We start from the raw sequence: 24,502 nt of genomic DNA, 5'->3' as shown, positions 1-24,502 counted from the left end.
CAATCGTCAGCGCTGTCGTAAGGCTCGTGGCGGCCAAGAGCCCTCTCCAGGATCGCCCACGGCACCAAAGCGGCATCGTTCTCTTGCTCATACGAATGAAAGCCGTCCTGGTCAGAAGAGGAGGTCGAAGGCGGCCCAGCCGCCTGTGCCGATCTGGACCCTTGGGACGAAGGGCGCACTGGGGTTTCCAGTGCCCTTGAAGAGCCAGAGCAGGCCATCAGTGTCAGCGGCGATCAGATCGGTCTTGCCGTCGCCGTTGTTGTCCCCTGCGGAGACAATCGACTTGTGGACGTTCCACCCCGTGCCGACCGTGATGCGCGAGCCGAGCACACCGTCTTCGACCAGGTTTCCAGTGCCCGGATAGATGTAGAGCGTGCCGTCCGTGGAACGCGCAACGAGGTCGGTCTTGCCGTCGCCGGTGTAGTCACCTCGGCCTGCGAGCGCAGAGATGCCACCCCAACCGCCACTACCTATGCGGATGCGCGATTGGAGCATGCCATCCGGCTTCCCCTGGTAGAGCCAGAGCGTGCCGTCCGTGTGACGGCCGACCAGGTCGGGTTCAGCGGACCCGCCCATGTTTCCGACGGAGACCAGCAAGTTGTAAATCTCCCAGCCCGCGCCCACGACCTTGGTGTCGTTGCCGTGCTCGGCCGTGTAAAAGAGCCTGCCGCCCAAGCGGTGGTAGAGATCGTTACCCTTGCCGCCCTCTGAGACATTGGCCTGGACGAGGGCGTCAGCCTCCGCCCACCCTCCCCCCATATCGACGAGAGGCTTGACTCCACCAGTCCCCTTGGGTTCGTAGTCGTAGAGCCGACCGGACTTTCGAGCGAAGAGGGGGAACATGACGGGACCAGGAGCGACCTGGAGCTGTTGAGCAGCGGCCGCGCGCGTGCGGTCGGCCCAAGGGAGAGACGGTCTTGTAGCCACAAGAAGGGCAGCCAGCGCAGCGGTCAGGACCGCTGCGCAGATCGCCGCCCGACGTAGCGGGCGGTCGAATTGACGAAGCATGAAGTGGGATCAGTCCTCACAGGAGTACCCGCGTGGACGCATGGAGGGTCACTGCACGACGGCCGCCCCCGACGTCCGCGCGCCAGGCCTTGTCGGCCTCAGCTACCCCTCAAGTTAGAACACCAGTTTGATTCTGTGAAGATTCTATTCAGCCTTTGAGTAGATACTGTGGGCCGCACTCGACATGAGTGCGGCCCACGAACAAATCAGCTGGGCTCGATCGTGTTGCGCAGGCCCGGGACCTTGAGGGTGCCGCCGAACTGGCCCGCCTGCTTGAGCTGCACCTTGGTGAAGAAGGCGAAGGGGACGTCCAGCGGGGGCGGGGACTCCGGGGCGAAGGTGATCGGGATGAGGCCGAAGAGGTTGCCCTTCAGCTCCTCCGTGTACATGGTCACCGTGCCGTTGCGGATGGTCGACGTCGAGCCCTTGTCGGAGCGGACGTGTCCCGTGCGGCCCTCGGAGTGGACCGTCAGCTGGTGGAGGTCCTTGATGTCGATGCCGGTCGCGGTGAACTTCAGGACCTTCTTGATCTTGCCGCTGCCGGTCTTCACCTCCACGATGCCGTGGTACTTCAGACCGTTCAGCGTGAGCAGCGAGCTCTCCAGGCGCCACGGCTCGTCCGGCACCAGCGGGACGCCCGGGTCCAGGTCGGCCGCCGCGAGCGCCTCGGGGTCGAGCTCGGGGCACGGGAAGCGCGGCTTGGCGCCGTCGGGTATGGACTCGTCCTTCTTGGGGTCGAGGCCCTTGGCGCTCTCCGGGAGCTCGGCGACCGTGACGCCGGCCTTGTCGGCGGCCTTCTCGATCGCCGTCTTGGCCGCCGCGTTGGTCCCCGCGTTGATCGCGTCGGAGGCCGAGGCGTTGGCCGTCTTCGGCTTGGCGGTGGCGCCGGCAGTGGCGGTGGCGGTCGTCGACGGGGTCGCGGTGGCGACCGGCTCGTCGTCGGCCGCGGCCTTCTGCACCTGCGGGGCGGCCGTGGTCGGTGCCGCCGTCGTCGGCGCGGCCGTGGTGGCGGTCGGCTCGGGGTTCGGGCCGTCGAAGAAGTCACGGATGGCGTCGCCCACGCCCAGCGGGTCGAGCGGGTTCGTCGACTTCGTCGGAGTCGGCGTGGCCGTGGGTGTGGCCGTCGCCGTGGGCGTCGCGGTCGGCTCGGGCGCGGTCGCCGCCTGCTCCCGCGTCGTCTGCGTGGTCGCCTGTCCCGTCTCCGAACCGGTTCCCGTCGCGGTGGGCGTCGGGGTCACGGTGGCGGAAGCGGTCGCCGTCGCGGTGGCGGTCGGGGTCGCGGTGGCGGTCGGGGTCGCGGTCGCCGAGGCGGTGGCCGTCGGCTTCGCGCTCTCCGTCGGCTTCGCCGTCGCCGTCTCTTCCGGGAGCGGCTCGTCCGAGCGGGTCACACAGGGGCCGGGCGCGAAGGGGATGTCCTTGTCGTCGGCCAGGGCGAGCTTGGGCGTGAGGCCCATGCCCACGAACACCGCGGTCGGCATGGCGGCCAGCGCCATCGCCTTGCCCGCGGGGCCCTGGATCCTGTTCAGCAGCGACTTGCGCGGGGCCGCGTGCCGCGGGCCCTCCTTCGCGAGCGCCGACTGAGTCTCGTCACCCCGCACTGTTCCTCCCGCCCTTGGCGTCGATCGTCGTTTCGGTCGCCTCGTCCACCTCGTACTGCTCCGGGATCCCGGCCGCCTGCACGGCCGCGGTCTCGAACTCGGCGTCGGCCTCGTCGGAGGCCTCCGGCTGACCGTCGTGCTCTGCGTCGGCGGCCTCCTCGACCGGGGGGGCGGGCGCCCACGCGGCGGACATTCCGCCTCCGATAAGGGCGAACAGGAACCCGATGACCAGACCGCCGAAGTTCGACACCGGGATGGACACCAGCCCAAGGACAATCGACGCAACGCCCGCAAAGACCCGCACCATGGGCTGGAACCACATCGTGAGGCCGAGCGTGATGAGCAGGACGCCGATGATCAGCGCGCCGGCTCCGGCGGTCGTCGCCATGGCGAGGGTGACATTGCCGAGCCGCATGTCCCCGTATGGAAGGTAGGCGATCGGCAGGCCGCCAATCATGGTGAACAGTCCCGCCCAGAAGGGTCGGGTCTGCCGCCAGACCTTGAACCTGTTCTCCTGGGGGACTTCGCGGGAGGCGGGGATCTCGGCGCTCATGGAAACAGCTCCCTGGAAGCGGTATTGCTGAGAAGAAGGTGGAGAGGCAGGGACGAGCCCCGGAAGGGGTGCGGGCCACCGGGGTGGCCCGCACCTCCAGGACCTGATCAGTCCTTGAAGCACTCCGCCGCGGTGCCCCGGTGCAGGGACAGGCTCAGGTCGGGGAGCTTGAAGGTGGCGGCCGTGGTGGCCCACGCCTTCTGCCTGACGTTGCTCAGCACGGCCTCGTCGGCGCGCTGCGCGAAGCCGGCGGTCTTGGCCTCAGTGTTGGGCTGGATGCCCTGCCAGCCGTCGGGCTTGCCCTGGCCGAGCGCCCCGGCTGCGATGCCGATGTCGATGCTCTTGAACTCGGCGTCGGCCTTGAGCTCGGAGACATCGAGGTAGATGTCCTTCGCGTAGACCTTGTCCTCGGTCTTGCCCGTCTTCAGGGCATCCGTGCCGGCTTCCAGGCGGAGGGTGATGTCACCGAGCACCGGGATGTTCGGCGTCACGACCGACTGGCACATGTTCGTGATCCAGGCCTCATCGAAGCCAGAGACCGCGACCGGAGCGCCGAACGGCTTGCCGTCGAGCCCCACACCCTTGGCCACACTGCCGTACTGCACGAACTGCGTGCCGACGAGCTGGTTGGTGGAGACCTTGAACTCCTGGCCGGAGATGGCAAACGACGCCGCCAGCGCACCCTGGGCCAGTCCGACACCGATCGCGGCCGTCGCGGCCACACTCGGCACCATGACGACGGCGAACCGCTTCCATCTGGTGCCGCCACGAACCTGGGACTTCATGAGAATTCCTCCTTCTCGGACGTACATCTCCGGAGGGGCCGGGGGCCCGTCCTGGGATGGGAGAAGAGCTACGTCCTCGGAAAGGAGAGCGCCGAGGCATCAGGCGGCGCGATGCGCATCCGAATCACCGGCGATCACCCCCGAGCGACAACCACGGGCCACGCCTTTGCGCATGCCCTGATTGGACAGGCCCCGTTCGGTGAGAGCGGGAACCCCCCTGTCCACGGCCGGCGCCAGAGGCACCGACCCACCCGGTGGGGACCCTCTCCGCATTCCCGGTTGGTTGCCGGGGTGTGCGGTTCGGACCGAGCGTCGCCGATCGTGGTCCATTCCGGGCCCCCGCACAAGAGGGTTCGTTACTCGCTAGTAACGGGTGGATAACCGGGCCGTGGCGGGGCGGTGCCGAACGGGTACGCAGGGTGCGGTCGAGTGCTGCGCAATATCGGCAGATAGCCGAATGAATGCGGACAGAATCCTCGGTTCGATTTACTGCAAGTAACAGCGGCCGCGATTACCAAGTTTTGGTAAAGCGCGGCCGCTGTATGTCGCTGTGTCGCCAAATCGCCGGACGATCCGGCGGGTCGGGGAGCGCCTAGAAAAGCACCCGGGCGAGGGCCTGCCGGGCAGCCGTCACGCGCGGGTCGTCGGAGCCGATCACCTCGAAGAGCTCCAGGAGTCGCAGCCGCGCCGCGTCCCGGTCCTCGCCCGCCGTACGGCGCACGGTCTCCACGAGACGCCCGAAGGCGTCCTCCACGTGGCCGCCCACCAGGTCGAGGTCGGCTGCGGCGATCTGCGCGGCGGCATCGGCCGGGTCGTCCGCCGCGTTCTTGCGTACGACGGCGGGGTCGAGGTCCTGCACCCGGGCGAGGAGCTCGGCCTGGGCCAGGCCCAGCTTGGCCTCCGGGTGGGCCGGGTCGTCGGCGAGCACGTTCTTGTACGCCTGGACGGCGCCGGCCAGGTCACCCGCGTCGAGCGCGACCATGGCGGCTTCGAGCAGGGCGTCGTACGGGCCCGCCGGGCGCGCGGCCGGAGCCGTACCGTCGACGTCCGCGTCCACGGCGATCCCCGTGAGACCGAAGCGCTCCTCGCCGACCTGGATCAGCTGGTCGAGGGTCTCCCGGATCTGGGCCTCGGGCACCGCGCCCTGGAAGAGCGGCAGCGCCTGACCGGCGACCACCGCGAAAACGGCCGGAATTCCCTGGATGCCGAACTGCTGCATCAGCATCTGGTTGGCGTCGACGTCGATCTTCGCGAGCAGGAAGCGGCCGTTGTACTCGACGGCCAGCCGCTCCAGGAGGGGGCCGAGCTGCTTGCACGGCTCGCACCACTCGGCCCAGAAGTCGAGGACGACCGGGACCTCGGCGGAGCGCTGGATGACATCGCGCTCGAAGCCGGCCTCGTCGACATCGATCACCAGGGCGGAGGGCGGCACCGCGGCGGAGCCACCCTGCCGGGCGGCCTCGGCCCGGACCTGCTCCGCCTTGGCCTTGGCCTCTCCGGCCGCCTTCACCGCGGCGAGGTCGACGACGCCGCTCATGGACATGTTTCGGGGCTGCATGCGTACATCCTCCCCCTTCCGCGCGCGTAACCGGTAAGTCATGGCTGAACCGTGCCGTCCACGTATCTCCCGCCGGTGTGCGAGACGCGCGGACGACACGGTTCTTCGTCTTCTGTTCACACCGGGTCCCCACCCGGTGCCGTGCCGGATCCCCACCCGGCAGTCGGTTGTCGCTGGGGCCGCTCAGAGCCTTTCGCTACAGGTCGTAGCGTAACTCTCGGAAAGGATCGGCGGGGAGGGCGCGAGCGGGATCCGCTCGGTGAACTGCCTCACATCGCAGGCCTCTGGCGCGATACCTACCGGCGGGTATGGTCGACGTCCATGTGTAGCAGCACCACCCCCCGCACCAGCCGAACCGGGCGCCCCCGCTCCACCGAGGCCGACGCGGCCATCCTGGAGGCGACCCGTGCCGCCCTGGTCGACCTCGGCTGGTCCAAGCTCACGATGGGGGACGTCGCCGGCCGCGCCGGCGTCGCGAAGACGACCCTGTACCGCCGCTGGGCCAACAAGAACGAGCTCGTGGTGGACGCCGTCGCCGTCCTCTTCGACGAACTCGAACTGCCCGACCTGGGTTCCCTCCAGGCCGACATCGAGCACGTCGTCCTCCAGTTCGCGGCCCTCCTCGAACGCCCGGAGACCAAGACGGCCCTGATGGCGGTGGTCGCCGAGTCGACCCGCGACGAGCCTCTGCGGGAGCGGATCCGCGCCTCGATCGTCGACCGCCAGAAGCGGCTCGTCCTGGCGGGCCGACGGCGGGCGCAGCAGCGCGGCGAACTCCCCTCGGACCGCGACCCGGTCACCGTGGACGCCACCGACGACCTGATCTTCGACGTGATCGCGGGCGCGGTCGTGCACCGCGCCCTGGTGAGCGCCGAACCGGTCGACGAGGAGTGGGTGACCCGCCTCTCCGCCCTGCTCGTGGGCGGCCTGGGCGCGGTGGCGGCCCTCGGCTGAGGATGGCCCCGGGGAGAAAATGACGGGCCGGTCCACCCGCCGCCGCCTACCGTGGCGGTCGTGACGACTCACCTCACGGACTCCGTCCGCGCACTCCTCGACGACGTCAACCCGGCCGTGCTGGCCACGATCCAGCCCGACGGCTCCCCGCAGACCTCGGTCGTGTGGGTCGGCCGCGACGGCGACGACCTCCTGATCTCCAGCCAGGACGGCCGCCGCAAGATCAAGAACATCCGGGCCGACGCCCGGGTCAGCCTCACCGTCCACGACCGCCACGACCCGCTGCTCTACGCGGAGATACGGGGCACGGCGACGGTCGCCGAGGACACCGGCCGCGCGCTGGCCGTGGCACTCGCGGAGAGCTACGAGGGCGAGGGCGCCGGCCGGGAGTACCTGGAACTGCCGCCGGAGGAGGTCCGGGTGGCGGTCCGGATCACCCCGACGAAGATCCTGGGCACGGCCGCGAAGTACGTCAGGTCGCACGACGGGGGCGGTACGGGAACTCCCGTACCGCCCCCGTCGTCGTTCAGGGGTCCCACCCGGCCGTGATCCGCCGGGCAGGCCCGACCACGGCCCCTGGTGCCGGCCGCCGCGGCCCACGCGGGACATGACGACAGGCCCTGGGACTTCCCGGACGCGGCCTAGAAGCCCGGGGGCTCCGTGTAGACGCCCCACTCGTCGCGCAGGGCGTCGCAGATCTCGCCGAGGGTGGCCTCGGCGCGGACGGCCTCCAGCATCGGGACGATCATGTTCGAGCCGTCCCGGGCCGCCGCCAGCATCGCGCCGATCGAGGCGCGGACCTTGGCGTCGTCGCGGTGCCCCCTGCGCTCGCCGAGGGCCCGGACCTGCTCCCGCTCGACCTCGTGGCTGACCCGGAGGATCTCCAGGTCGCCGGTGACGGAGCCGTGGTGGCAGTTGACGCCGACGACCCGCTTGTCACCCTTCTCCAGGGACCGCTGGTACTGGAAGGCGGACTCGGCGATCTCGCCGGTGAACCAGCCGTCCTCGATGCCGCGCAGGATGCCCGAGGTGATCGGCCCGATCGGGTGCTGCCCGTCCGGGTGGGCGCGGCGGCCGCGCTCCTTGATCTGGTCGAAGATCTTCTCGGCGTCGGCCTCGATGCGGTCGGTGAGCTGCTCGACGTACCAGGAGCCGCCCAGCGGGTCGGCCACGTTGGCCACGCCGGTCTCCTCCATCAGCACCTGCTGGGTGCGGAGCGCGATCTCGGCGGCCTGGGCGCTCGGCAGCGCGAGGGTCTCGTCGAGGGCGTTGGTGTGGAGGGAGTTGGTGCCGCCGAGGACCGCGGAGAGGGCCTCCACCGCCGTACGGACGACGTTGTTGTACGGCTGCTGGGCGGTGAGGGAGACACCTGCGGTCTGGGTGTGGAAGCGGAGCCACTGCGCCTTGTCGGTCTTGGCGCCGTACACCTCCTTCATCCAGCGCGCCCAGATCCGGCGGGCGGCGCGGAACTTGGCGATCTCCTCGAAGAAGTCGAGGTGGGCGTCGAAGAAGAAGGAGAGGCCGGGGGCGAAGACGTCGACGTCCAGGCCGCGCGAGAGGCCCAGCTCCACGTAACCGAAGCCGTCGGCGAGGGTGTACGCGAGCTCCTGCGCGGCCGTCGCCCCGGCCTCGCGGATGTGGTAGCCGGAGACGGAGAGCGGCTTGTACGCGGGGATGCCCTGCGCGCAGTGCTCCATGAGGTCGCCGATGAGGCGCAGATGGGGCTCGGGCTCGAAGAGCCACTCCTTCTGCGCGATGTACTCCTTGAAGATGTCGGTCTGGAGCGTGCCGTTGAGCACGGCGGGGTCGACGCCCTGACGCTCGGCGGCGACCAGGTACATGCAGAAGACGGGCACGGCCGGGCCGGAGATCGTCATCGAGGTGGTGACGTCGCCGAGCGGGATGTCCTTGAAGAGGACCTCCATGTCGGCGGCGGAGTCGATGGCGACACCACAGTGACCGACCTCGCCGAGGGCGCGGGGGTCGTCGGAGTCCCGGCCCATGAGGGTGGGCATGTCGAAGGCGACGGAGAGGCCGCCACCGCCGGCCTCCAGGATCATCTTGTACCGCTCGTTGGTCTGCTCGGCGTTGCCGAAGCCGGCGAACTGGCGGATGGTCCAGGTCCGGCCCCGGTAGCCGGTCGCGTGGAGTCCCCGGGTGAAGGGGTACTCCCCCGGCCAGCCGATCCGCTCGAACCCCTCGTAGGCGTCGCCGGGCCGGGGCCCGTAGACGGGCTCCACATCGTCCCCGGAGAGCGTGGTGAAGTCGGCGTCCCGCTTGCGGGCCTTGTCGTAACGGGCCTGCCAGCGACGGCGGCCTTCCTCGATGGCGTCAGCGTCCATGGCTCGAATTTACTAGGACGTCCTAGTAAATGTCGATGGGCAACCGCCCCGCGCGGCGCGCGGGGCGGTGGGGGTCAGGCCTTGGCGGGGACCGGCGAACCGTCGGTGACCAGCGGCAACGTCTCGCGGACGACCTTCCGCTCGACGAAGAAGGCGGCGAACGGAATGGTCCCGGAGAGGAGCACCCACAGGAGCTTGCCGAACGGCCACTTGGCCTTGGAGCCCAGGTCGAAGGCGAAGACCAGGTAGATGATGTAGAGGACGCCGTGGGCCTGGGAGACCGCGAAGGTCACGTCCTCGCCCATGTCGAACCCGTACTTGAAGATCATGCAGGTGCACAGCACAAGCAGCATGACGGCGGTCACGTACGCCATGACGCGGTAACGGGTCAGCACGCTGGATTTCATGCCGTCGAGCGTAACGGCACGTTCCGGGCGATCTTCGCGCGGGTCAGCTCTCGTCGAAATCGTGCGCGCTGACCCGCAGCGGGCGCAGCATCGCGAAGATCTCGGCGCACTCCTCGGCGTCGTACGCGCCGAGTCCGAACTCCATCTCCATCAGGTCGCCGGTCGCCGCCTCGACCACCTCGCGCCCCTTCTCGGTGATGGACGCGAGGGTGCCGCGGCCGTCGTTGGGGTTGGGGCGCTTGTCGACGAGACCGGACTTCACGAGCCGGTCCACCGTGTTCGTCACCGAGGTGGGGTGGACCATCAGCCGCTCGCCGATCTTGGACATCGGCAGCTCGCCCGCCTTGGAGAAGGTGAGCAGGACCAGGGCCTCGTACCGCGCGAAGGTCAGCCCGTACGGCTTGACGACGGCGTCGACCTCCGCGAGGAGGATCTGGTGGGCGCGCATGATCGAGGTGATCGCGGCCATCGAGGGGACCGGGCCCCAGCGCTTCTGCCAGAGTTCGTCGGCGCGGGCGATGGGGTCGAAGGGGAGACTGAGCGGCTTCGGCACCCGACGACCTTACCCATGGGCCACGGGGCGGTCAGCCTCGTCTCGTCCCTCGGGCGCCTTGGGCGTCCCGGCCGCCTCCGCAGCCCCTGTGACCCCTGCCGTCCCCGTGACCCCTGCCGCCCCGGTGACCCCTGCCGCCCCCGCGGCCTTCAGCTCCACGGCGGCGGCGATGACGCAGAGCGTGCCGACGACGCCCGTGCCCGCGACGACCGCGTGGACGGGGGCGAACTCGGCCGCGACCCCGGCCAGGGCCATGCCGACCCCCTGGACGGTCATCATGCCCGCCGTCATCAGGGTCATGGCCCTCCCCCGCTGCTCCTCCGGCACGGCGGCGACGAACCAGGCGTCGAGACCGAGGGTGTACGCGCCGGTGGCGCCCGCCAGGGCGAGGGCGACGACCGCGAGGGCGACGCCGGGCTCGGGGGCGTACAGGAGGTAGGGCAGGACGCCGATCACGGCGAGCGGGAGCACGATCCGGGAGCGGGTCGCGGCGCTGAGGAAGGAGCCGGCGAAGAGCTCGCCCGCGATGGTGCCGACCGGCAGCGCGCACATGAGGAGGCCGAGGGCGGCGGTGGAGACGCCGATCTGGTCGGCGTACGGAGCGGCGAGCGCCTCGGGTACGACGGCGAAGAGCGGCGGCACCCAGAACATCACCATCAGGGCACGCACGCGCCGGTTCCGCAGCACGGCCCAGGTGCCGGAGAGACCGCTGCCGGACCCGGCGGCCGCTCGGGCGGGGCGGCGGACGGTGCCGAGGCGCAGCAGCAGCGCCGAGACGAGGAAGGTGGCGGCCGTGACGGCGAGGGCGCCCCTCGGCGGCACGACGGTCAGGAGGACGCCGCCGACGGCGAACCCGGCGAGGAGGGCGCTCTGCGAGACGATCCGCAGCAGGGAGCGGCCGAGGACGAAGAGGTCCCCCTCGCCGAGGATGTCGGCGAGGGTCGCCATACGGGTGCCGTTGAAGACGGGCGAGACGACGGCGATGGCGCAGCGGAGGACGAGCAGGACGGCGACGGGGGTGGCGGGGACGACCATCATCGCGACGCAGGCGGCGCAGACGAGGTCGCAGACGACGAGGATCCGGCGGGGCGGGAGGCGGTCGGCGAGGCCGGCGAGGAGCGTGCCGCCGAGGAGGTAGGGGAGGAAGCCGAGGGCGAAGGTGAGGGAGGAGAGGAGCGGGGAGCGGGTGAGGTCGTAGACGAGCACGGTGAGCGCGAGCTCACTGACGACGACCCCGAGGAGCGAGAAGAGATGCGCCACGAACACGAACCGGAACTCCCGCACCCGGAACACCGCCCCGTACCCGGGCCGGTCGCCGCCCGGCGGACCGCCGTGCGGGCCGTGGGGGCCGCCCACGGCGGGACCGGCCGGGGTGCCGCCGGAGCCCGCCGGGGACGCGGGAGGGGTGAGGAGGTTCGCGGACGGGGCGGTGGGGCGCTGCGGGAGTGGGGACGACAGGGGTGTGTCGAGCGAGTCGGGCGTGGACATGACCGCAGCGTGCCGCCGGGGAGCGGTTGCGCCCTAGACTTTCGGCTCCGGACGAATGTTAGGCCCTAGGGGGAGGCCCCGTGCCGTACCACCTGCGCTTCGGTGAGGCCGACCCCTTGCGGATCCGGTTCGCGATCTCGCCGCTCTGGGAGACGCACTCCGCCGTGCGCGTCCTCGCGCGGCCCCGGCAGCAGGGGTACCACCTGCCGTGGCTGCGGCGGATCGCGGGGGCCGCGCGCGGGATCGACCTCGCGCCGCTGCAGCTCCTCATGCCGCGCCGCGGGCACAGTCCGGACTTCCTCTATCCGCCGCCGCTCGGGCCCGCCGCCACCTTCGAGGAGGAGATCGGCGCCGTACGGGAGACCGACCCGGCCCTCGCCCTGACCGACTTCGAGCGGGCCCTCGCCGAGACCCCGGGTGCCGCCGAGACGACGGAGGGACGGCGGCTGCTCGCCGATCCGGCCGACGGGGTGGCACGGCTCGCCGACCTCCTGGAGGCGGCCTGGGAGGCGCTGATCGCGCCCGACTGGCCCCGGCTGCGCGCGCTCCTGGAGGCGGACGTGGCGTACCACTCGCGCCGCCTCGCGGAGGGCGGGCTCGAACGGCTCCTGAGCGAGCTGCACCCGGCCTTCGACTGGGCCGCCGAGACCGCCACGCTCCGGGTCGCGTACGCCGGTGAGCACGACCGCCCGCTGGACGGCCAGGGGCTCGTCCTCATGCCGTCGGTCTTCACCTGGCCGGACGTGGTGAGCGGTTTCGATCCGCCGTGGCAGCCGACGGTGGCCTATCCGGCGCGCGGGATCGGCGGGCTGTGGGCCGAGGCCCGGGACCGTACGCCGGAGGTGCTGGCGCGGCTGTTCGGCCGGGTGCGGGCGGACGTCCTGTGCGCGCTGGACGAGCCGATGGGGACCACGGCGCTGGCGCACCGCCTCGGCAGGGCGCCCTCCTCCGTCTCCGCGCACCTGGCGGTGCTGCGGGACGCGGGGCTGCTGACGTCCCGGCGGTACGGCCACCAGGTGCTGTACGAGCGGACGCCGTTGGGGATCGCGGTGTCGCAGCCCGGAGGCGACTGACCGACATGTCAGGATGGCCCCGATTGTCCCGCGTTCCGTCCCGTACCCCGTACGCCCCGTCGTACCGGACGTACCCGACCCTGGGGGCCGGATGTCCCGCCGCACCGTCACCGCCGCCGCCCTGACCCTCGTCGCCGCGCTGCTCCTGACCGGATGCTCCGCGGACGAGCCCCCGAAGACCCCGGTCGGCCCGCCCTCCTCGGCCGGCGAGGCGCCGGCCCCCTCCGCCGGCTCCCCTTTCTGGGTCGACCCGGAGAGCGACGCGGCGAGGCAGGTCAGGGAGTACGAGGCGCAGGGCAGGACCGAGGACGCCGAGGTCCTGAAGCGGATCGCGGAGCGGCCGGTCGCGGGCTGGCCGGCCGGGGACGACCCCGTACCGGAGGTGACGCGCGCGGTCCGGGGCGCGGCGGCCGAGGGCAGGACCGCGGTCTTCGTCGCGTACAACATCCCGCACCGCGACTGCGGGATGTACTCGGCGGGCGGCTCGCACGACGCGCAGGCCTACCGGAACTGGGTCGACTCCTTCGCCTCCGCGCTCGGGGACTCCTCCGCGATCGTCGTCCTGGAGCCGGACGCGGTGCCGCACATCGTGGACGGCTGTACCCCGGCGCAGTACCACGACGAGCGGTTCGGGCTGCTCGCGGAGGCGATCGTGCGGCTCAAGCGGCAGCCCCGTACCCGGGTCTATCTGGACGCGGGCAATCCGGCGTGGATCGACGACCCGGGCAAGCTGGTGGAGCCGCTGCGCCGGGCGGGGATCGCCCGGGCGGACGGCTTCTCCCTCAACGTCTCCAACTTCCAGACGAACGACACGGTGAAGGGCTTCGGCGCGACGCTCTCGGGGCTGCTCGGCGGCACCCACTTCACGGTGGACACCAGCCGGAACGGCGACGGCCCCCTCCCGGGTGACCGGGCGGAGGCCTGGTGCAATCCGCCGGGCCGGGCCCTCGGCGTACCGCCGACGGACCGGACCGGGGACGAGCTGGTCGACGCGTATCTGTGGATCAAGCGCCCCGGCGACTCGGACGGCCAGTGCCGGGGCGGCCCGGCCGCCGGGACGTGGTGGCCGGACTACGCCCTGGGCCTGGCCCGGAGGGCGAAGGCGTAGAGGGCGTCCCGTCGGTCCGGCCGGGCCGGGGAGCGGTGTTCACCCCACCTGGATCCACTTCGCCTCGCTCGGGATGCCGTCCTGGTCGGTCACGAACAGCATGTACCAGCCGGGCGGGACGAGCGTCCGGTCCTGCGGTACGTCGACGGTGACCGTCACCCCGTCCTGTCCCTTCATCAGGCCGAGCTCCACGGACCGCTGTTCGACGTCCGTCGTGTGGGTGACGGCGCTCGGCCGCATCAGGCGGGCCGTGGCGATCCGTCCGGCGTCCTTGGTCTTGAAGGTGGCGCGCCCGTTCTGGTCGAGTTCCCGTGAGCCCTCCCCGAGGACGGGCCGGTCGGTGCCCGCCTTGTGGAGGTAGGGCGGGGTGAAGACCTCGATGCGCTGCTCGAAGGTGCCGAGCTTGGTGTTGTCCTTGTCGTCGAAGAGCGGGTCGGAGCCGAAGGTGGCGACCCGGCCGTCGGGGAGCAGCAGCGCCTCGGAGTGGTAGTTGCGGCCGACGGTGGGTTCCGCGGCCTCGGTGAAGGCGTTGGCCTTCGGGTCGTAGAACTGCGCCTTGAGGATGTCGCTGCCGCTGCGGCCCCGGTACTCCTCGGATCCGCCGGTGGTGAAGACGGTGTCGTCGGGGAGCAGGACGCTGCTGAGGTAGCGGGTGCCCTGCGGGAGCGCCGGCCCGTCGGTGAAGACGGGGTTGTCCTGGGAGAGGTCGACGATCGAGGTGCGGGCGGTGGACTTGGCGGACTCGCCGACCCCTCCGCCGCCGAGGACCATGACCTTCTGGGCCTGGGCGGGCGGCAGGATCAGGGAGGCGGAGGTCTCCAGCTGGTCGGGGTCGGTGAGCCCGCCGAGCTTGGTGAAGGAGTTCTTCCTCAGGTCCCACAGGCCGGGTTCGCGGCCCTTCTCCGCGGGGCCGTAGCCGGCGTTGGAGCCGGTGTAGAGGAGCTTGCCGCCCTTGGTGAGGAAGAGGGAGGGGTAGGTGGGGAAGTAGCGGAAGGGTCCCTTCGCCCACTTCTTCGTCTCGGGGTCGTAGATCTCGTTGTCGCCGGGGACGACGTCGCCGACGTCGTTGAGGCCGGAGACGGCGAGGACCTTGCCGTCGTCGAGGGTGACGAGGGTGGGGTACCAGCGGGCGTCCTTCATGGGGGCCACCGGGATGTACTTCTCGGCCCGGGGGTCGAACTCGTAGGCGCCCTTGATGCCCTGGAAGTCCTGCTTCTCGGTGGTGAGCTTCTGCGCGAGGCCGTAGACGTTGTCGGCGGCCTCGCCCTTGAGGCCGACGACCTCGTACTGCGCGGCCTCGGTGGTGAGGGCCTGGGGGCCCGCCTTCTTCGCCTCGACGAAGACCCGGGCCTCGGCGGCGGTGACCTTCGTCTTCCACGGCTTCATCTGGCCGCTCTTGAAGTACGAGATCTCGAACTCGCGCTTGGCCTTGGGGACGGTGACGTCGAACTTGGAGACGTACTCGACTCCGGACGGGGAGCGGAAGACGGTGCCCTTCTTGAGGGTGACCGCCGTGTCGGGACTCTCGTTCTTGACCCGCATCCCGCCGCCGGCCTTCTCGACTCCGCCGTCGAGCACCTCGTAGCGGGCGGTGCCGCCGGCGACGAGGAGCCGCCCGTCGGGGAGCTGCGTGTGGCCGGAGCAGAAGAAGTCCTCGGGGGTGGGGATCTTCTTGAAGGTGTTCGCCACGGGGTCCCAGAGGATGGTCTCGAAGGTCCCCGCGTCGAAGTTCTTCTGGCTGTTGCCCGAGCCGGCGATCAGCAGGACCTTGCCGGTGTGCAGGAGGGCCGCGTGGATGGCGTTGATCCGGTACTGGTCGGGGACGTTCACCTCCGCCCAGGAGCCGAACTCCTTCTTGTAGCCGGGCTGGGCGATCTTGTACGCGTGGTACTTCTCCTCGGCGAAGGAGACGGCGGCGGGGGCGTTGAGCGCGGCGAGGACCACGACCGCGCCGCTGCCGAACAGGGTCTTCTTGAACTTCTTGGACGGCCGGTAGGCCATGGTTCAGTTCCCTCCGGTCGTCGACGGGGCCGCCGCGGGCGCGGCCGGCGGTACGGCGGCCGGCAGGACTCCGACCCCTTCGCGGGCGTCCGTACGGCCGCGGGCGCGGGCGCGGGCCCTGGCACGGTCGCGTACCCGCTGGACGCGCCGTGCCCGTACCGTCGTCCACGCCCAGAGGGAGATCGGGGCCAGGGTGACGAGCAGGGCGAGGGACGCCCAGGTGCGCATGGCCGCGTGGGTGTGGCCGAAGTGGACGGAGGCCACCAGGGAGGTGATGAGGATCGCCGCCCAGTAGAGGTGGATGCGGAAGGTGAGGACGCGGTCGGGGCTGGCCTCGCCGCCCTTGGGGGTGACGACGAAGCGGCCGCGGGTGCGGAGGACCGCCGAGCCGAGGGACGTGAGGTAGATGGGCGCGGAGAGCGCGGACATCCCCATGCCGGCGAGGCCGCCGGAGCCCTCGGGTTCGTGGGGCGAGACGTTGTGGCGCCGGTTCCAGAGGTAGAGGCCGATCTGGAGGGCGACGGCGTCGCTGTAGATCATCAGCCACACCTGGGTGGAGACCTGGGTGCCGGAGGCGCCGAACCAGAGGTAGAGGACGCAGCTGAGGATGCCCACGAACCAGTTGACGGCCGTCATCGGGTAGTAGACGAGCATCAGCGTGTAGTTGAGGAAGCGGCCCGGCGGGGTGCGGAAAGGCGCCTTCCAGAACTGCTTGAGGATCGTCTCGTACGTGCCCCGGGACCAGCGCAGCTGCTGGGTGAAGAAGTCGGTCCAGGAGGCCGGGCCCTCACCGACCGCGAGCACGTCGGGGGTGTAGACGGAACGCCAGAAGTGGCCGGTGCGCGGGTTCTTCCTGCGGTGCAGTTCGAAGCCGGTGGCCATGTCCTCGGTGATGGAGTCGTACAGGCCGCCGATCTGCTTGAGGGCGGAGATCCGGACGACGTTGTTCGTGCCGACGAACATGGGTGCGCGGTAGCGGTTCCCGGCCCGCTGGATGAGGGCGTGGAAGAGGAACTGCTGCGACTCCGCGGCCTTGGTGACGATGTTGGTGTAGTTGCCGTACACCTGCGGTCCGACGACGAAGGCGATGTCGGGGTCGCGGAAGTACCCGAGCATCCGCTCCAGGAAGTTGGGGAGCGGGACGTGGTCGGTGTCGACGGAGGCGAAGAAGTCGTAGTCGTCCCCGTGCATCGCGAGCCAGGCGTTGTAGTTGCCGTGCTTGGTCCGCGCCTTGTGGACGCCCTTCCTGCGGTTCCACTCGGGGACGCCGGCACGGGTGAAGTGGAGCACGCCGAGCTCGGCGCAGAGCGCCTTGGCGTCGGCGGAGTCGCCCTCGTCGAGGAGCCAGACGTCCAGCGGTCCGTCGTGGCGGACCCGGACGGCGCCTTCGAGGGTGCCCCGGACCATGGCGAGCGGTTCCTTGCCCGGGACGTACGTGGTGAGGAAGGCGACGCGGGTGCCGGGCTCCGCGCGTACGGGGATGGGGTCGCGGGCGACCATGGTGGCGTGGGCGATCGACACGACGTTCACCAGCATGAAGAAGCAGATGAGGCCGATCGACACGAGCATCACGGTGTCGAGGTGGACGAGCCAGCGTTCACCGCCCTCGCGGACGGTCCAGTGACTGGGCCACACGAGATAGGCGAGGAGCACGGCGGACAGGACCGGCGCGAGGCACATGAGCAGGACGGCTCGTATTCGGTGCGGCTCCTTCGAGAGCAGACTCCGGTACTGCACCGTGTAGACCGCCGGGTCCGGTTCCGTGAGGGGACCGGCGAGTCGGCTGTAGGTGTCGTAGTCGTAGCCTCCCGGCCGCACGGTGCCTCCAGCTGTCGTCGAACGGGTCGATACCCCAACAAAAGGGGCAAACCCTCGGCGTGTCGACTGGAGTCGTCCGAGCGGGCGGTTTTACCGACCGCGAGCACCCTGTCTACGCAGCGTGTACGTCACGGCCCTCCGCGCGACCGGATTCAGCTCCTCGACGGCGGCCATCAGGGCACCGAGCTGCTCCAGTGCGGTGAGCGCGGCCTCCGCGCCCGCCGGGTCGACGCCCTCGTACAGTTCGAGGCCCACGAAGGAGGCGGCGACCGCGCGGGCCAGCCCGGCGGGGTCGGTGAACTCGGCGAGCGGCGTCCCCGCGAGGACCCGGACGAGCACCTGTTCGATCTCGGCGATCCACAGGTCGAGCCCGGCGGCGGTGGCCGGGGCGAGCCGCGGGTGGGTCTGGGACCCGGCGAGCAGCTGACCGAGGACGGCGACATGACCGGCGTCCCGCTCCTCCTGGTGCATCTCGCGCCCGAAGGCGAGCAGCTCGGAGAGGCTGCCGACGGCACGGAGCCGCTCGCGGTGGCGGGCGACCCGCAGCTCGGCCCCGCGCCGGCAGGCCTCGGCGAGGAGGTCGTCGACGGAGCCGAAGTGGTAGAAGACCAGGGCCTGGTTGACCCCGGCGGTGGTCGCGATCGCGCGGGCGGAGGCCTTGGCGATGCCCTGCTCGACGAGGGTGCGCAGGGCGCCTTCGAGCAGCTTGTCCCGGGTCTCCTGACTCCGCGCGTCCTGCGCCGCCGCCTTCCGGCCCTTCACGCCCCCGCTCACGCCGTCCCCGCTCACGCCCGCACCTCCTCGCGCACCGGGCGCAGCCCGGCGCGCACCCCATGGGAGCTTAGGGCCGTGTACGCGGCGGCGAACGACCCCTCGTACCCGAAGATCGGCCCGAAGTACTTGTTCTCCACGCGGACGTTGATGCGGAAGCGGCCGGTGCGCTCGTCGAAGGACTCGCGGACCTCGGCCCGGCCGCCGACCAGTTCCGGCACCCGCACGTCCAACGGGCCCTCGCGGAAGCGGTGTTCGCCGGAGACGATGAGGAGCGAGCCGTCGGCCTCGGCGGAGAGGTGCAGATCGCTGGCGAGGTGCTGATGCGTGCCGAGGTAGTCGAGGACGCAGCCCCGCTCGGGGCTGTGGACCATGGTGGCGTCGAAGCGCCGGGGCCCGTCGGGCAGGTCGAAGGTGCGCACGAAGGTGACCGTCTCCCGCCCGAACGAGTCGGTGTACGGCACGTTCTCGATGACGAAGGGAACGTTCCGGCCGGTGCGCGGCAGCAGGATGTTCCGCATGCCACCGCAGGCGAGGAACGGCTTCATGAAGGCCCTCCCGTGCCAGACACGGTCCATGACACCGCGTCCGACGCACAGCTCCCCGCTCGCGAGCCCCACCGAGAAGCGGCGCTGGAGCTCCGGGTGCAGCCGCTCGAAGGCCTCGTCGCCCATGGCGGTGCGGAAGATCGACGGCACGGTCGGGGTCACGGCTGCTCCAGGGCGGCGAGGAGCCGGGGCTCCCGGCTGCGGGCGGGCGGGGTGCGCAGACAGCGGCGGGCCGCGGGGGTACGCGACGACGGCGGTACGAGGACGGCGGCGGCGAGTCCGAGGACGGTGAGCCCGAGGACGGTGAGCGGCACGGCGTCGAGCGACACGAGCCCGAGGGGCGGTCGGGTCAGGGCGAGCGGCACGGCCACGGCCAGCACCCGGGCGGCGGTTTCCAGGAGCCAGCGATTGCGGGAGCGCTCCGGGGTGATCCCCCGCTCGCACCAGAGCCGCAGCCGGTCGAAGGACCAGGCCGTGGCCCAGCCCATGAGGGGCCGGAAGACGAGCCGGTCGGCGGCGCGGCCGAGGCGGCCCCAGCGCGGCCGGTAGTCGTAGCCGGTGAGGAAGCGGACGCCGTCGGGCGTGGGGACGTACCTCCAGTAGCCGCTGCCCTCGGCGAGGAGCGACAGCGGATGCGGCGAGGCGAACCGGAGGGCGGAGACCCGGTCGCCGCCGGCCCGGTGGCGCTCCCCCGCGGAGACACCGGTGCCGGCGACGGCCAGGAAGGGCAGGACGCGCGTCGCGTACCGGAAGTGCTGCGGCTCGCCCTCGGCGCGCGGCAGGTAGGAGATCTCCGTGAACCGCAGGTCCCACCGCTGATGACGGTCGGGCTCCTGCGTGCGTTCCCAGAGCGTCTCCAGGTCCACCCGCACACGCGTCTCGATGTAGAGACCCATCGGTGTTCCCCCAGCTCATCCGGCATCTTGAGCAACCGCTCAAAACTGCCCCGCGAGTGAAGGTAGCCGATTTTGAGCACTCGCTCAACCAGGTGACGACAAGAAACCCCCGGCCCTTGAACAGGACCGGGGGACGTTTCTTTCCGAACGGCTCGGGGTCTCCTATCGCTCGCCGACGGCACGCTCACGCCAGCGGCGGATCCAGGAAACCCGAATCCGTCTGCCCCACAGAAGCGGCTTTCCACCAGGCCGAGCGAGCACGCCGCCCTGCCCCGGTACGCCGCAGAACCACAGCGTGGCGACGTCTGCCACGTGGTGCCAGCGGTAATTCAGGGCCACGACAGACTGCACGAAGACCACGCCGGAGCCCGCAGGGCGCAGCTGCACGATCGGGCCTCCCCAACCGGGAGGCAGAACCGAGACCGGGTATGGCCTCCACGGATGCCGACGCAGCCGATGTCGCATTCGGGCCGCATTGAACACCAGACAGCTCCCGAAGATCGACGCACCGATGAAGAGCGCCCACAGGCCGGCCATGAGCGAGCCGAGCCACTTCACTCCCGCCCCATCGGCAGCGATCCCGATCCACGGGCAGCCCACGGTGCCCGCGATGCCGCACCCGAGCCACACCCAGGCGAAACGCCAGTAGCGCCGAAAACTCCTCCGTGTCGCACTGTGCTGCCAGGCAGTACGTTCCATCTTCACTTCTTGCCCCCGGGCCTCACGGCGTCGGCCTTCCCCAGGCCCGCAGCATGCCACCCCGGTCGCTCCTCGTCGCTGCTGTATTCCGGCAGCGTTGACCGAGTTGTCGATGCCGGAGAACAGCCATCGGCAAGATCCGCAGGGAACGCCTAAACCCGCGCGACCGCGAGCATGTGCGAGCTCGCCGCGAGCAGGTCCGGGTGCGGCTCCGCGAGTCGGGCCGCCGTCAGTGCCGCCTCGAACATCGGCGAGTCGACCAGACTCTCCTTGCTGTACTGCTCGGTCGCCTTGAGAGCGGCCCACACCGGCCCCTCGATGCCATACACCACCGGGTCCCGCAGACCGGCCTCCCCCAGCTCTGCGGCCAACCCCTCCCCCGTATGGAAGTACGAGCTGGTGAATCCCTTCCGGCCCGGTGCGTGGATGCCCGTGACGAGGATGTCGGCCACGGCGTCACGCACTCGGTCGACAGTGAGCATGGTGGTGGCGACGTGCTCGAAGAGCGAGGCGTAGCGGCCGATGGCCGCAGCGGCGACGAAGCCGCCCGGGCGGACAACGCGAGCGGCCTCGCGCAGGGCTTGGACGCGGTCGCCATGATCCAGCAGGTGGTAGAGCGGCCCGAGAACGAGAGCCACGTCGTACGTGCCGTCGGGCGCGCTCAGCGCCCGCGCGTCACCGAGTTCGGCACGGAAGCCTGCCGCCACCGCCGCCTCCACGTGGCGCGGCACAGGATCGATGAGATCGACCTCGTACCCATCCTTGGTGAGCCACCGGGCGTGCGCGCCGGGACCGCCGCCGATGTCGACGATCCGGGCAGGCGCCGGAGGCAGATACCTCCGCAGCAACTCTTGCGTGCGGGCCATCTCCAGGACGCCGTCGGCACTGCCCGTCAGCCGCTCGGACTCGTCGATGGTCTCGCTGTAGAAGGCGATGATCTCGGGACCTACGGAGGGTGTTGGCATGGTTGCGATTGTGACCGCTGGTGGCACGAGGTGGTAGCCCCTTAACCTGACCGGTCAACCGGTCAGGCCAACAGACGAAGGAACGTACATGCCCCTTTTGAAATACGAGCAGATCGCGGAGAGCCTGCGGCGCCGCATCGCCGACGGAGAGTTCGGTTCCGGCTCGCTCCTGCCGTCCAGCCGCGACCTCTGCGAGCAGTGGGGCGTTTCACGCGCAACCGCGATCAAGGCCATGGAGGCGCTGCGCGCCGACGGGCTCGTGATGCCTCATCAGGGTCGAGGCTTCTCCGTGGTCGAGGCTCCGGTAGCGCGGCCGGCGGGTGGGCGTGGCGCGGGGACCAGCAGGACTCAAGGAGGGATGCCGTTCAAACGACTGGGTGCACCGGAGCTGCTCGTACCGCCCTCCCATATCGCCGAGGCCCTGGGCCTGGACAGCGGCGTACGAGCACTGCACCGGGCCCGGTTGGCACTCATGGACGACAACCGGCCGCACTCCTACACCGTGGCGTGGTTCCCACCGGACATCGCCGACGCGTGCCCTCGCCTGCACCAGGGCGGCCCGATCGCGGAAGGGACCACCCACTACGTTCGCCGGACCACGGGGCGCGGACCGGTCCGGGGCACGGACATCACCTCGATCCGCCTGGCAACGAGTGCCGAGGCGGAACACCTTCGAGTGAAACGGCCTTGCGCCGTGGCCGTCGTACTGCACACCGCATACGACCACGAAGAAAGGCCCCTGGTCTGCGAAGAAGGCGTCACCCCAGGGGGAGCCTGGGAGCGCATGGACAACTACCCGATGGGCCAGGCAGGTTGACTGGACCGGTCCACCGGTCCAGTCTGATTCCGGCAGCAGGCACGCCTACCGTGCGCCTCGTCATGCCGGAAGGAGTACCCGCATGCCCACACCACCCGAGGAACCCCGCCCCGGCGAGCCGAGCCGGGCCCTGCGCTTACGGGCCGCCGACGGATGGGAGCGGTTCATGAGCCGTGACCAGGAGCAAGCCGGGCGGAAGGACACCCTTCATGTGGTCGGCCCCGACGGCTACGAGCAGCACCCGCTCCTGAACACGCTGGTCCGCGATGTCGCCTCGCGCGGCGTGGGCCGCCTCACCGCCGTCACCCACGAGCTTCAGGAGAGCGGCCGCCCGGTTCGCCTGGCGCACATCCGGCCTGCGTCCGGTATCGAGTGGACCACGGCAGCGGACAACATCCGCCCCGCGCCGACCCAGCGCAACGCCACTTCATGACCGTCTGCGTCAGTCGGCCAGGTACCGCTCCACCGTCTCGACCTTCTTGGTCAGGCCGCCCGTCACACCAGGACGGATGTCGGCCTTCAGGACGACCGAGACACGCAGGGCGCACGCCTCCACGGCGGCGACGGCACGCTTCACGACATCTATCACCTCTTCACGTTCATCGTAATAAGAGCAGGTTGGAGCACATGACGACGTTAGGCATCTACCTCAGGCTCAGTCGCGAGTCGGCCGACAGCGCCAGTCTCGACACGCAGCGCGCCGCCGCTCACCGCTGGCTGGAGGCGCACGGCTACGACCCGTCGGACGCCGTCGAGTACCTGGACGCGGGAGTCAGCGGAACCAAGCCGCTGGAGGACCGTAAGGCCATGTCCGGACTCATGGCCGACAGGCCGTCCGTTGTGGTCGCGTGGAAGCTCGACCGCTTCGCGCGATCCGTGAGTGAGTTCCTGCGCCTGGTCGCCTGGGCCGAAGCTCACGGCGTGGCCCTGGCAACCGCAGACAACTCGATCGACACGACGACGCCGACCGGGCGCATGGCGGCCATGGTCCTGTCCGCGCTCGCGGAGTGGGAGCGCAACATGATCGCGTCCCGCATCACCGACGGGCACTCCACACGTCGAAGTCAGGGCCGCTGGTCCAGTGGGCGCCCACCCTTCGGATACCGAATCGAGCGCAGGGACGGGGCCGCCTATCTCGCCATCGACGACAACCAGGCCGCGACGGCCCGCGACGCAGTCAACGCTCTCGTCAACGGCTCCACGGTGGCCGCCACGGCGCGCATGACGGGCCTGTCGGAACCGCAATGGCGGCGACTCCTCAAGTCCCCCACATTGCGTGGACAGCGCACCCACAAGGGGGAGTTGGTCTGCGAGGCGGACGGCATCATGCCCATTCAGTTCGCGCCCCCGATCCTGGCCGCCGCGGAGCTGATGGCCGTCCGTGAGCGAATGCTGGACCTCGCGACCGGAGCCGACCGGGCGCCCCGCCGCGCTACCCCCATGTGCTCCGACATAGCGCAGTGCTATCGCTGCAAGGGGCGCCTGAACGGAGGCACATCGGACAAGGGTGTCCCGCTCTATCGCTGCAAGGCCGGTCACGTCACCATCTACGCGGAGACCCTGGACAGGCGCGTGGAGAAGGAGTTCCTGGCCGCCTTCGGTACGTACGCAGAGACCGTGGTCCGCCTGGACGGCGGCAACGACCTGTCCGCCGAACTGCTCGAAGCGAAGGAGCAGGCAGAGCGACTGGCCGCACGCATGGCCACCGCCGGCCCGCTCATGCTGGGAACCCTGGAGAGCCTGGCCCAGGACCTGGAGGACACGTACGCCCGCCTTCGAGACGCCCACGACCCTGACGTTCGGGAAGTCCAGGTGGCCACCGGGCAGACCATGGCGGAGGCATGGGAGGCGTACGACGCGTCGGCCCGGTCCCGGCTCCTGTCGGGCATGGGATTGCGGGTGACGCTCCACCCGAAACAAGAGGCCGACCGCCTGACGGTGTCCTGGGGGCCGAAGCCGGAAGGCGCGGCGGAAGACGCACTGAAAGACATCGCCTGGCAGGAGGCGTCATAGCGGCACCTGGTACCGCCTGCGGCCCGTCGCCGGACTCCCTCCCAGTGGCGGGCCGCTCCCCTGCTCGCAACGAACCCGCCCAGGGCTCCACGCCAGAGCGCCGCGAGGGTGGAGTGCACCCCCTCAGGCGAAATCCAGGCGCCGCTACGGTTCATCCAGCGGGGTGACCGAGAACGCGACGATCACGCCTTCACCGCGTCCCCAGCGGTGCCGGCGCGGGAGGCGGCGACGGCCTCGGCGGCCTCGCCCTTCAGCTTCCGCTCGGCGTAGAAGCCGCCGAACGGCAGCACCGAGAGAACGAAGTAGAGCGCGGCGGTCCCGAAGCTCCACTTGGTGCGGTTCCAGGCGTCCAGCCAGAAGAGGACGTACAGGATGAACAGCACGCCGTGGACCGCGCCCATGACCGGCACCGCGTTGAATTCCGTCGTCCGCTTGAGCACCGAGCAGACGAGCAGCAGCAGGAACGACACGGCCTCCGGCGCGGAGACGAGCCGGAGCCGGTGGAGGGAGGAAGCGGTCTTGATGTCCACGGAGGGGGTCACCTTCG

General features: G+C 70.5%; 24 protein-coding genes and 1 pseudogene. 7 read left to right on the top strand and 18 right to left on the bottom strand.

Features of this window, described 5'->3' with window-relative positions; all coding sequences use genetic code 11:
* Nucleotides 1-111: 111 nt before the first annotated feature.
* The 5 genes from OG580_RS25085 to OG580_RS25065 form a co-directional block, all read right to left on the bottom strand.
* On the bottom strand, nt 112-843 hold the full coding sequence (locus OG580_RS25085) for a VCBS repeat-containing protein (protein WP_267045918.1): 732 nt from the start codon (nt 841-843) through the stop codon (nt 112-114).
* Between the two features lie 371 nt (nt 844-1,214).
* Nucleotides 1,215-2,606: a hypothetical protein gene (locus OG580_RS25080; RefSeq protein WP_267045917.1), complete on the bottom strand. Its 1,392-nt coding sequence runs from the start codon at nt 2,604-2,606 to the stop codon at nt 1,215-1,217.
* Nucleotides 2,596-3,159 carry a DUF6114 domain-containing protein gene (locus OG580_RS25075; protein WP_267045916.1) on the bottom strand — a complete coding sequence of 188 codons (564 nt, stop codon included), beginning with the start codon at nt 3,157-3,159 and terminating at the stop codon, nt 2,596-2,598. The genes OG580_RS25080 and OG580_RS25075 overlap by 11 nt, the downstream gene beginning before the upstream one ends.
* 107 nt (nt 3,160-3,266) lie before the next feature.
* Nucleotides 3,267-3,944 carry a DUF6230 family protein gene (locus tag OG580_RS25070; RefSeq protein ID WP_267045915.1) on the bottom strand — a complete coding sequence of 226 codons (678 nt, stop codon included), beginning with the start codon at nt 3,942-3,944 and terminating at the stop codon, nt 3,267-3,269.
* Nucleotides 3,945-4,536: 592 nt separating this feature from the next.
* Nucleotides 4,537-5,502 carry a tetratricopeptide repeat protein gene (locus tag OG580_RS25065; RefSeq protein WP_267045914.1) on the bottom strand — a complete coding sequence of 322 codons (966 nt, stop codon included), beginning with the start codon at nt 5,500-5,502 and terminating at the stop codon, nt 4,537-4,539.
* A 321-nt stretch (nt 5,503-5,823) separates the two neighbouring features.
* On the opposite strand from OG580_RS25065, the gene OG580_RS25060 reads away from it, so the two are divergent.
* Nucleotides 5,824-6,456: a TetR/AcrR family transcriptional regulator gene (locus OG580_RS25060; protein ID WP_267045913.1), complete on the top strand. Its 633-nt coding sequence runs from the start codon at nt 5,824-5,826 to the stop codon at nt 6,454-6,456.
* Nucleotides 6,457-6,516: 60 nt separating this feature from the next.
* Nucleotides 6,517-7,005 carry a PPOX class F420-dependent oxidoreductase gene (locus tag OG580_RS25055; RefSeq protein WP_323182604.1) on the top strand — a complete coding sequence of 163 codons (489 nt, stop codon included), beginning with the start codon at nt 6,517-6,519 and terminating at the stop codon, nt 7,003-7,005.
* A 92-nt stretch (nt 7,006-7,097) separates the two neighbouring features.
* On the opposite strand, the gene OG580_RS25050 is transcribed toward OG580_RS25055, so the two are convergent.
* From OG580_RS25050 to OG580_RS25035, 4 genes are all read right to left on the bottom strand, one after another.
* Nucleotides 7,098-8,798, bottom strand: a complete 1,701-nt coding sequence (locus OG580_RS25050) for a methylmalonyl-CoA mutase (protein WP_267045912.1) — start codon at nt 8,796-8,798, stop codon at nt 7,098-7,100.
* A 74-nt stretch (nt 8,799-8,872) separates the two neighbouring features.
* On the bottom strand, nt 8,873-9,205 hold the full coding sequence (locus tag OG580_RS25045) for a DUF3817 domain-containing protein (RefSeq protein WP_267045911.1): 333 nt from the start codon (nt 9,203-9,205) through the stop codon (nt 8,873-8,875).
* Between the two features lie 43 nt (nt 9,206-9,248).
* A complete protein-coding gene (locus tag OG580_RS25040; protein ID WP_267045910.1) occupies nt 9,249-9,758 on the bottom strand; it encodes a MarR family winged helix-turn-helix transcriptional regulator in 510 nt (169 codons plus the stop codon).
* Between the two features lie 9 nt (nt 9,759-9,767).
* Nucleotides 9,768-11,246 carry an MFS transporter gene (locus tag OG580_RS25035; protein WP_267045909.1) on the bottom strand — a complete coding sequence of 493 codons (1,479 nt, stop codon included), beginning with the start codon at nt 11,244-11,246 and terminating at the stop codon, nt 9,768-9,770.
* Between the two features lie 80 nt (nt 11,247-11,326).
* On the opposite strand from OG580_RS25035, the gene OG580_RS25030 reads away from it, so the two are divergent.
* Nucleotides 11,327-12,319, top strand: coding sequence for a DUF5937 family protein (locus OG580_RS25030; protein ID WP_267045908.1), 993 nt, complete (start codon nt 11,327-11,329; stop codon nt 12,317-12,319).
* A 91-nt stretch (nt 12,320-12,410) separates the two neighbouring features.
* Nucleotides 12,411-13,427, top strand: a complete 1,017-nt coding sequence (locus OG580_RS25025) for a glycoside hydrolase family 6 protein (protein ID WP_267048116.1) — start codon at nt 12,411-12,413, stop codon at nt 13,425-13,427.
* Nucleotides 13,428-13,466: 39 nt separating this feature from the next.
* Here the strand turns inward: OG580_RS25025 and OG580_RS25020 are convergent, their stop codons facing one another.
* The 7 genes from OG580_RS25020 to OG580_RS24990 all read right to left on the bottom strand — a co-directional run bounded on the left by OG580_RS25020 (nt 13,467) and on the right by OG580_RS24990 (nt 21,125).
* Nucleotides 13,467-15,428, bottom strand: coding sequence for a kelch motif-containing protein (locus OG580_RS25020; RefSeq protein WP_267045907.1), 1,962 nt, complete (start codon nt 15,426-15,428; stop codon nt 13,467-13,469).
* A gap of 3 nt (nt 15,429-15,431) precedes the next feature.
* Nucleotides 15,432-17,246 carry a cellulose synthase catalytic subunit gene (locus OG580_RS25015; protein ID WP_267045906.1) on the bottom strand — a complete coding sequence of 605 codons (1,815 nt, stop codon included), beginning with the start codon at nt 17,244-17,246 and terminating at the stop codon, nt 15,432-15,434.
* A 90-nt stretch (nt 17,247-17,336) separates the two neighbouring features.
* Complete coding sequence (locus OG580_RS25010) at nt 17,337-18,020, bottom strand: TetR/AcrR family transcriptional regulator (protein ID WP_267048115.1); 684 nt, start codon at nt 18,018-18,020, stop codon at nt 17,337-17,339.
* 11 nt (nt 18,021-18,031) lie between these two features.
* Nucleotides 18,032-18,715 (bottom strand): DUF4166 domain-containing protein, encoded by a 684-nt coding sequence (locus OG580_RS25005; RefSeq protein WP_267048114.1) that lies wholly within the window; start codon nt 18,713-18,715, stop codon nt 18,032-18,034.
* Nucleotides 18,716-18,723: 8 nt separating this feature from the next.
* Entirely contained in the window at nt 18,724-19,461 is a 738-nt protein-coding gene (locus OG580_RS25000) for a hypothetical protein (RefSeq protein ID WP_267045905.1), read from the bottom strand.
* A 162-nt stretch (nt 19,462-19,623) separates the two neighbouring features.
* On the bottom strand, nt 19,624-20,160 hold the full coding sequence (locus tag OG580_RS24995) for a hypothetical protein (protein WP_267045904.1): 537 nt from the start codon (nt 20,158-20,160) through the stop codon (nt 19,624-19,626).
* A 152-nt stretch (nt 20,161-20,312) separates the two neighbouring features.
* Entirely contained in the window at nt 20,313-21,125 is an 813-nt protein-coding gene (locus OG580_RS24990) for a bifunctional 2-polyprenyl-6-hydroxyphenol methylase/3-demethylubiquinol 3-O-methyltransferase UbiG (RefSeq protein ID WP_267045903.1), read from the bottom strand.
* 88 nt (nt 21,126-21,213) lie between these two features.
* On the opposite strand from OG580_RS24990, the gene OG580_RS24985 reads away from it, so the two are divergent.
* Nucleotides 21,214-21,942: a GntR family transcriptional regulator gene (locus tag OG580_RS24985; RefSeq protein WP_267045902.1), complete on the top strand. Its 729-nt coding sequence runs from the start codon at nt 21,214-21,216 to the stop codon at nt 21,940-21,942.
* A gap of 82 nt (nt 21,943-22,024) precedes the next feature.
* Nucleotides 22,025-22,375 carry a hypothetical protein gene (locus OG580_RS24980; protein WP_267045901.1) on the top strand — a complete coding sequence of 117 codons (351 nt, stop codon included), beginning with the start codon at nt 22,025-22,027 and terminating at the stop codon, nt 22,373-22,375.
* Nucleotides 22,376-22,384: 9 nt separating this feature from the next.
* On the opposite strand, the pseudogene OG580_RS24975 reads toward OG580_RS24980, so the two are convergent.
* Nucleotides 22,385-22,537 (bottom strand): annotated as a pseudogene (locus tag OG580_RS24975) (thiamine-binding protein); the annotation flags it as partial.
* A gap of 32 nt (nt 22,538-22,569) precedes the next feature.
* Between OG580_RS24975 and OG580_RS24970 the strand changes: the two are divergent.
* Entirely contained in the window at nt 22,570-23,955 is a 1,386-nt protein-coding gene (locus tag OG580_RS24970; protein WP_267045900.1) for a recombinase family protein, read from the top strand.
* A gap of 182 nt (nt 23,956-24,137) precedes the next feature.
* On the opposite strand, the gene OG580_RS24965 is transcribed toward OG580_RS24970, so the two are convergent.
* Complete coding sequence (locus tag OG580_RS24965) at nt 24,138-24,485, bottom strand: DUF3817 domain-containing protein (RefSeq protein ID WP_267045899.1); 348 nt, start codon at nt 24,483-24,485, stop codon at nt 24,138-24,140.
* Between the last annotated feature and the right edge of the window lie 17 nt (nt 24,486-24,502).

Origin of the sequence: Streptomyces sp. NBC_00094 (assembly GCF_026343125.1) — a bacterium.
In the GTDB taxonomy this organism is placed as follows: Bacteria; Actinomycetota; Actinomycetes; order Streptomycetales; family Streptomycetaceae; genus Streptomyces.
Note: the sequence above shows the minus strand (reverse complement) of the source record. Positions and strands in the feature narration are given on the sequence as shown.

What these genes read in the sequence shown, in the direction of transcription:
- OG580_RS25085 (WP_267045918.1), bottom strand. Translation starts at nt 843, where the DNA reads ATGTTCCCCCTCTTCGCTCGAAAGTCCGGTCGGCTCTACGACTACGAA.
- OG580_RS25075 (WP_267045916.1), bottom strand. Translation starts at nt 3,159, where the DNA reads ATGAGCGCCGAGATCCCCGCCTCCCGCGAAGTCCCCCAGGAGAACAGG.
- OG580_RS25070 (WP_267045915.1), bottom strand. Translation starts at nt 3,944, where the DNA reads ATGAAGTCCCAGGTTCGTGGCGGCACCAGATGGAAGCGGTTCGCCGTC.
- OG580_RS25065 (WP_267045914.1), bottom strand. Translation starts at nt 5,502, where the DNA reads ATGCAGCCCCGAAACATGTCCATGAGCGGCGTCGTCGACCTCGCCGCG.
- OG580_RS25060 (WP_267045913.1), top strand. Translation starts at nt 5,824, where the DNA reads ATGTGTAGCAGCACCACCCCCCGCACCAGCCGAACCGGGCGCCCCCGC.
- OG580_RS25050 (WP_267045912.1), bottom strand. Translation starts at nt 8,798, where the DNA reads ATGGACGCTGACGCCATCGAGGAAGGCCGCCGTCGCTGGCAGGCCCGT.
- OG580_RS25045 (WP_267045911.1), bottom strand. Translation starts at nt 9,205, where the DNA reads ATGAAATCCAGCGTGCTGACCCGTTACCGCGTCATGGCGTACGTGACC.
- OG580_RS25035 (WP_267045909.1), bottom strand. Translation starts at nt 11,246, where the DNA reads ATGTCCACGCCCGACTCGCTCGACACACCCCTGTCGTCCCCACTCCCG.
- OG580_RS25025 (WP_267048116.1), top strand. Translation starts at nt 12,411, where the DNA reads ATGTCCCGCCGCACCGTCACCGCCGCCGCCCTGACCCTCGTCGCCGCG.
- OG580_RS25020 (WP_267045907.1), bottom strand. Translation starts at nt 15,428, where the DNA reads ATGGCCTACCGGCCGTCCAAGAAGTTCAAGAAGACCCTGTTCGGCAGC.
- OG580_RS25000 (WP_267045905.1), bottom strand. Translation starts at nt 19,461, where the DNA reads ATGGGTCTCTACATCGAGACGCGTGTGCGGGTGGACCTGGAGACGCTC.
- OG580_RS24995 (WP_267045904.1), bottom strand. Translation starts at nt 20,160, where the DNA reads ATGGAACGTACTGCCTGGCAGCACAGTGCGACACGGAGGAGTTTTCGG.
- OG580_RS24990 (WP_267045903.1), bottom strand. Translation starts at nt 21,125, where the DNA reads ATGCCAACACCCTCCGTAGGTCCCGAGATCATCGCCTTCTACAGCGAG.
- OG580_RS24985 (WP_267045902.1), top strand. Translation starts at nt 21,214, where the DNA reads ATGCCCCTTTTGAAATACGAGCAGATCGCGGAGAGCCTGCGGCGCCGC.
- OG580_RS24980 (WP_267045901.1), top strand. Translation starts at nt 22,025, where the DNA reads ATGCCCACACCACCCGAGGAACCCCGCCCCGGCGAGCCGAGCCGGGCC.
- OG580_RS24970 (WP_267045900.1), top strand. Translation starts at nt 22,570, where the DNA reads ATGACGACGTTAGGCATCTACCTCAGGCTCAGTCGCGAGTCGGCCGAC.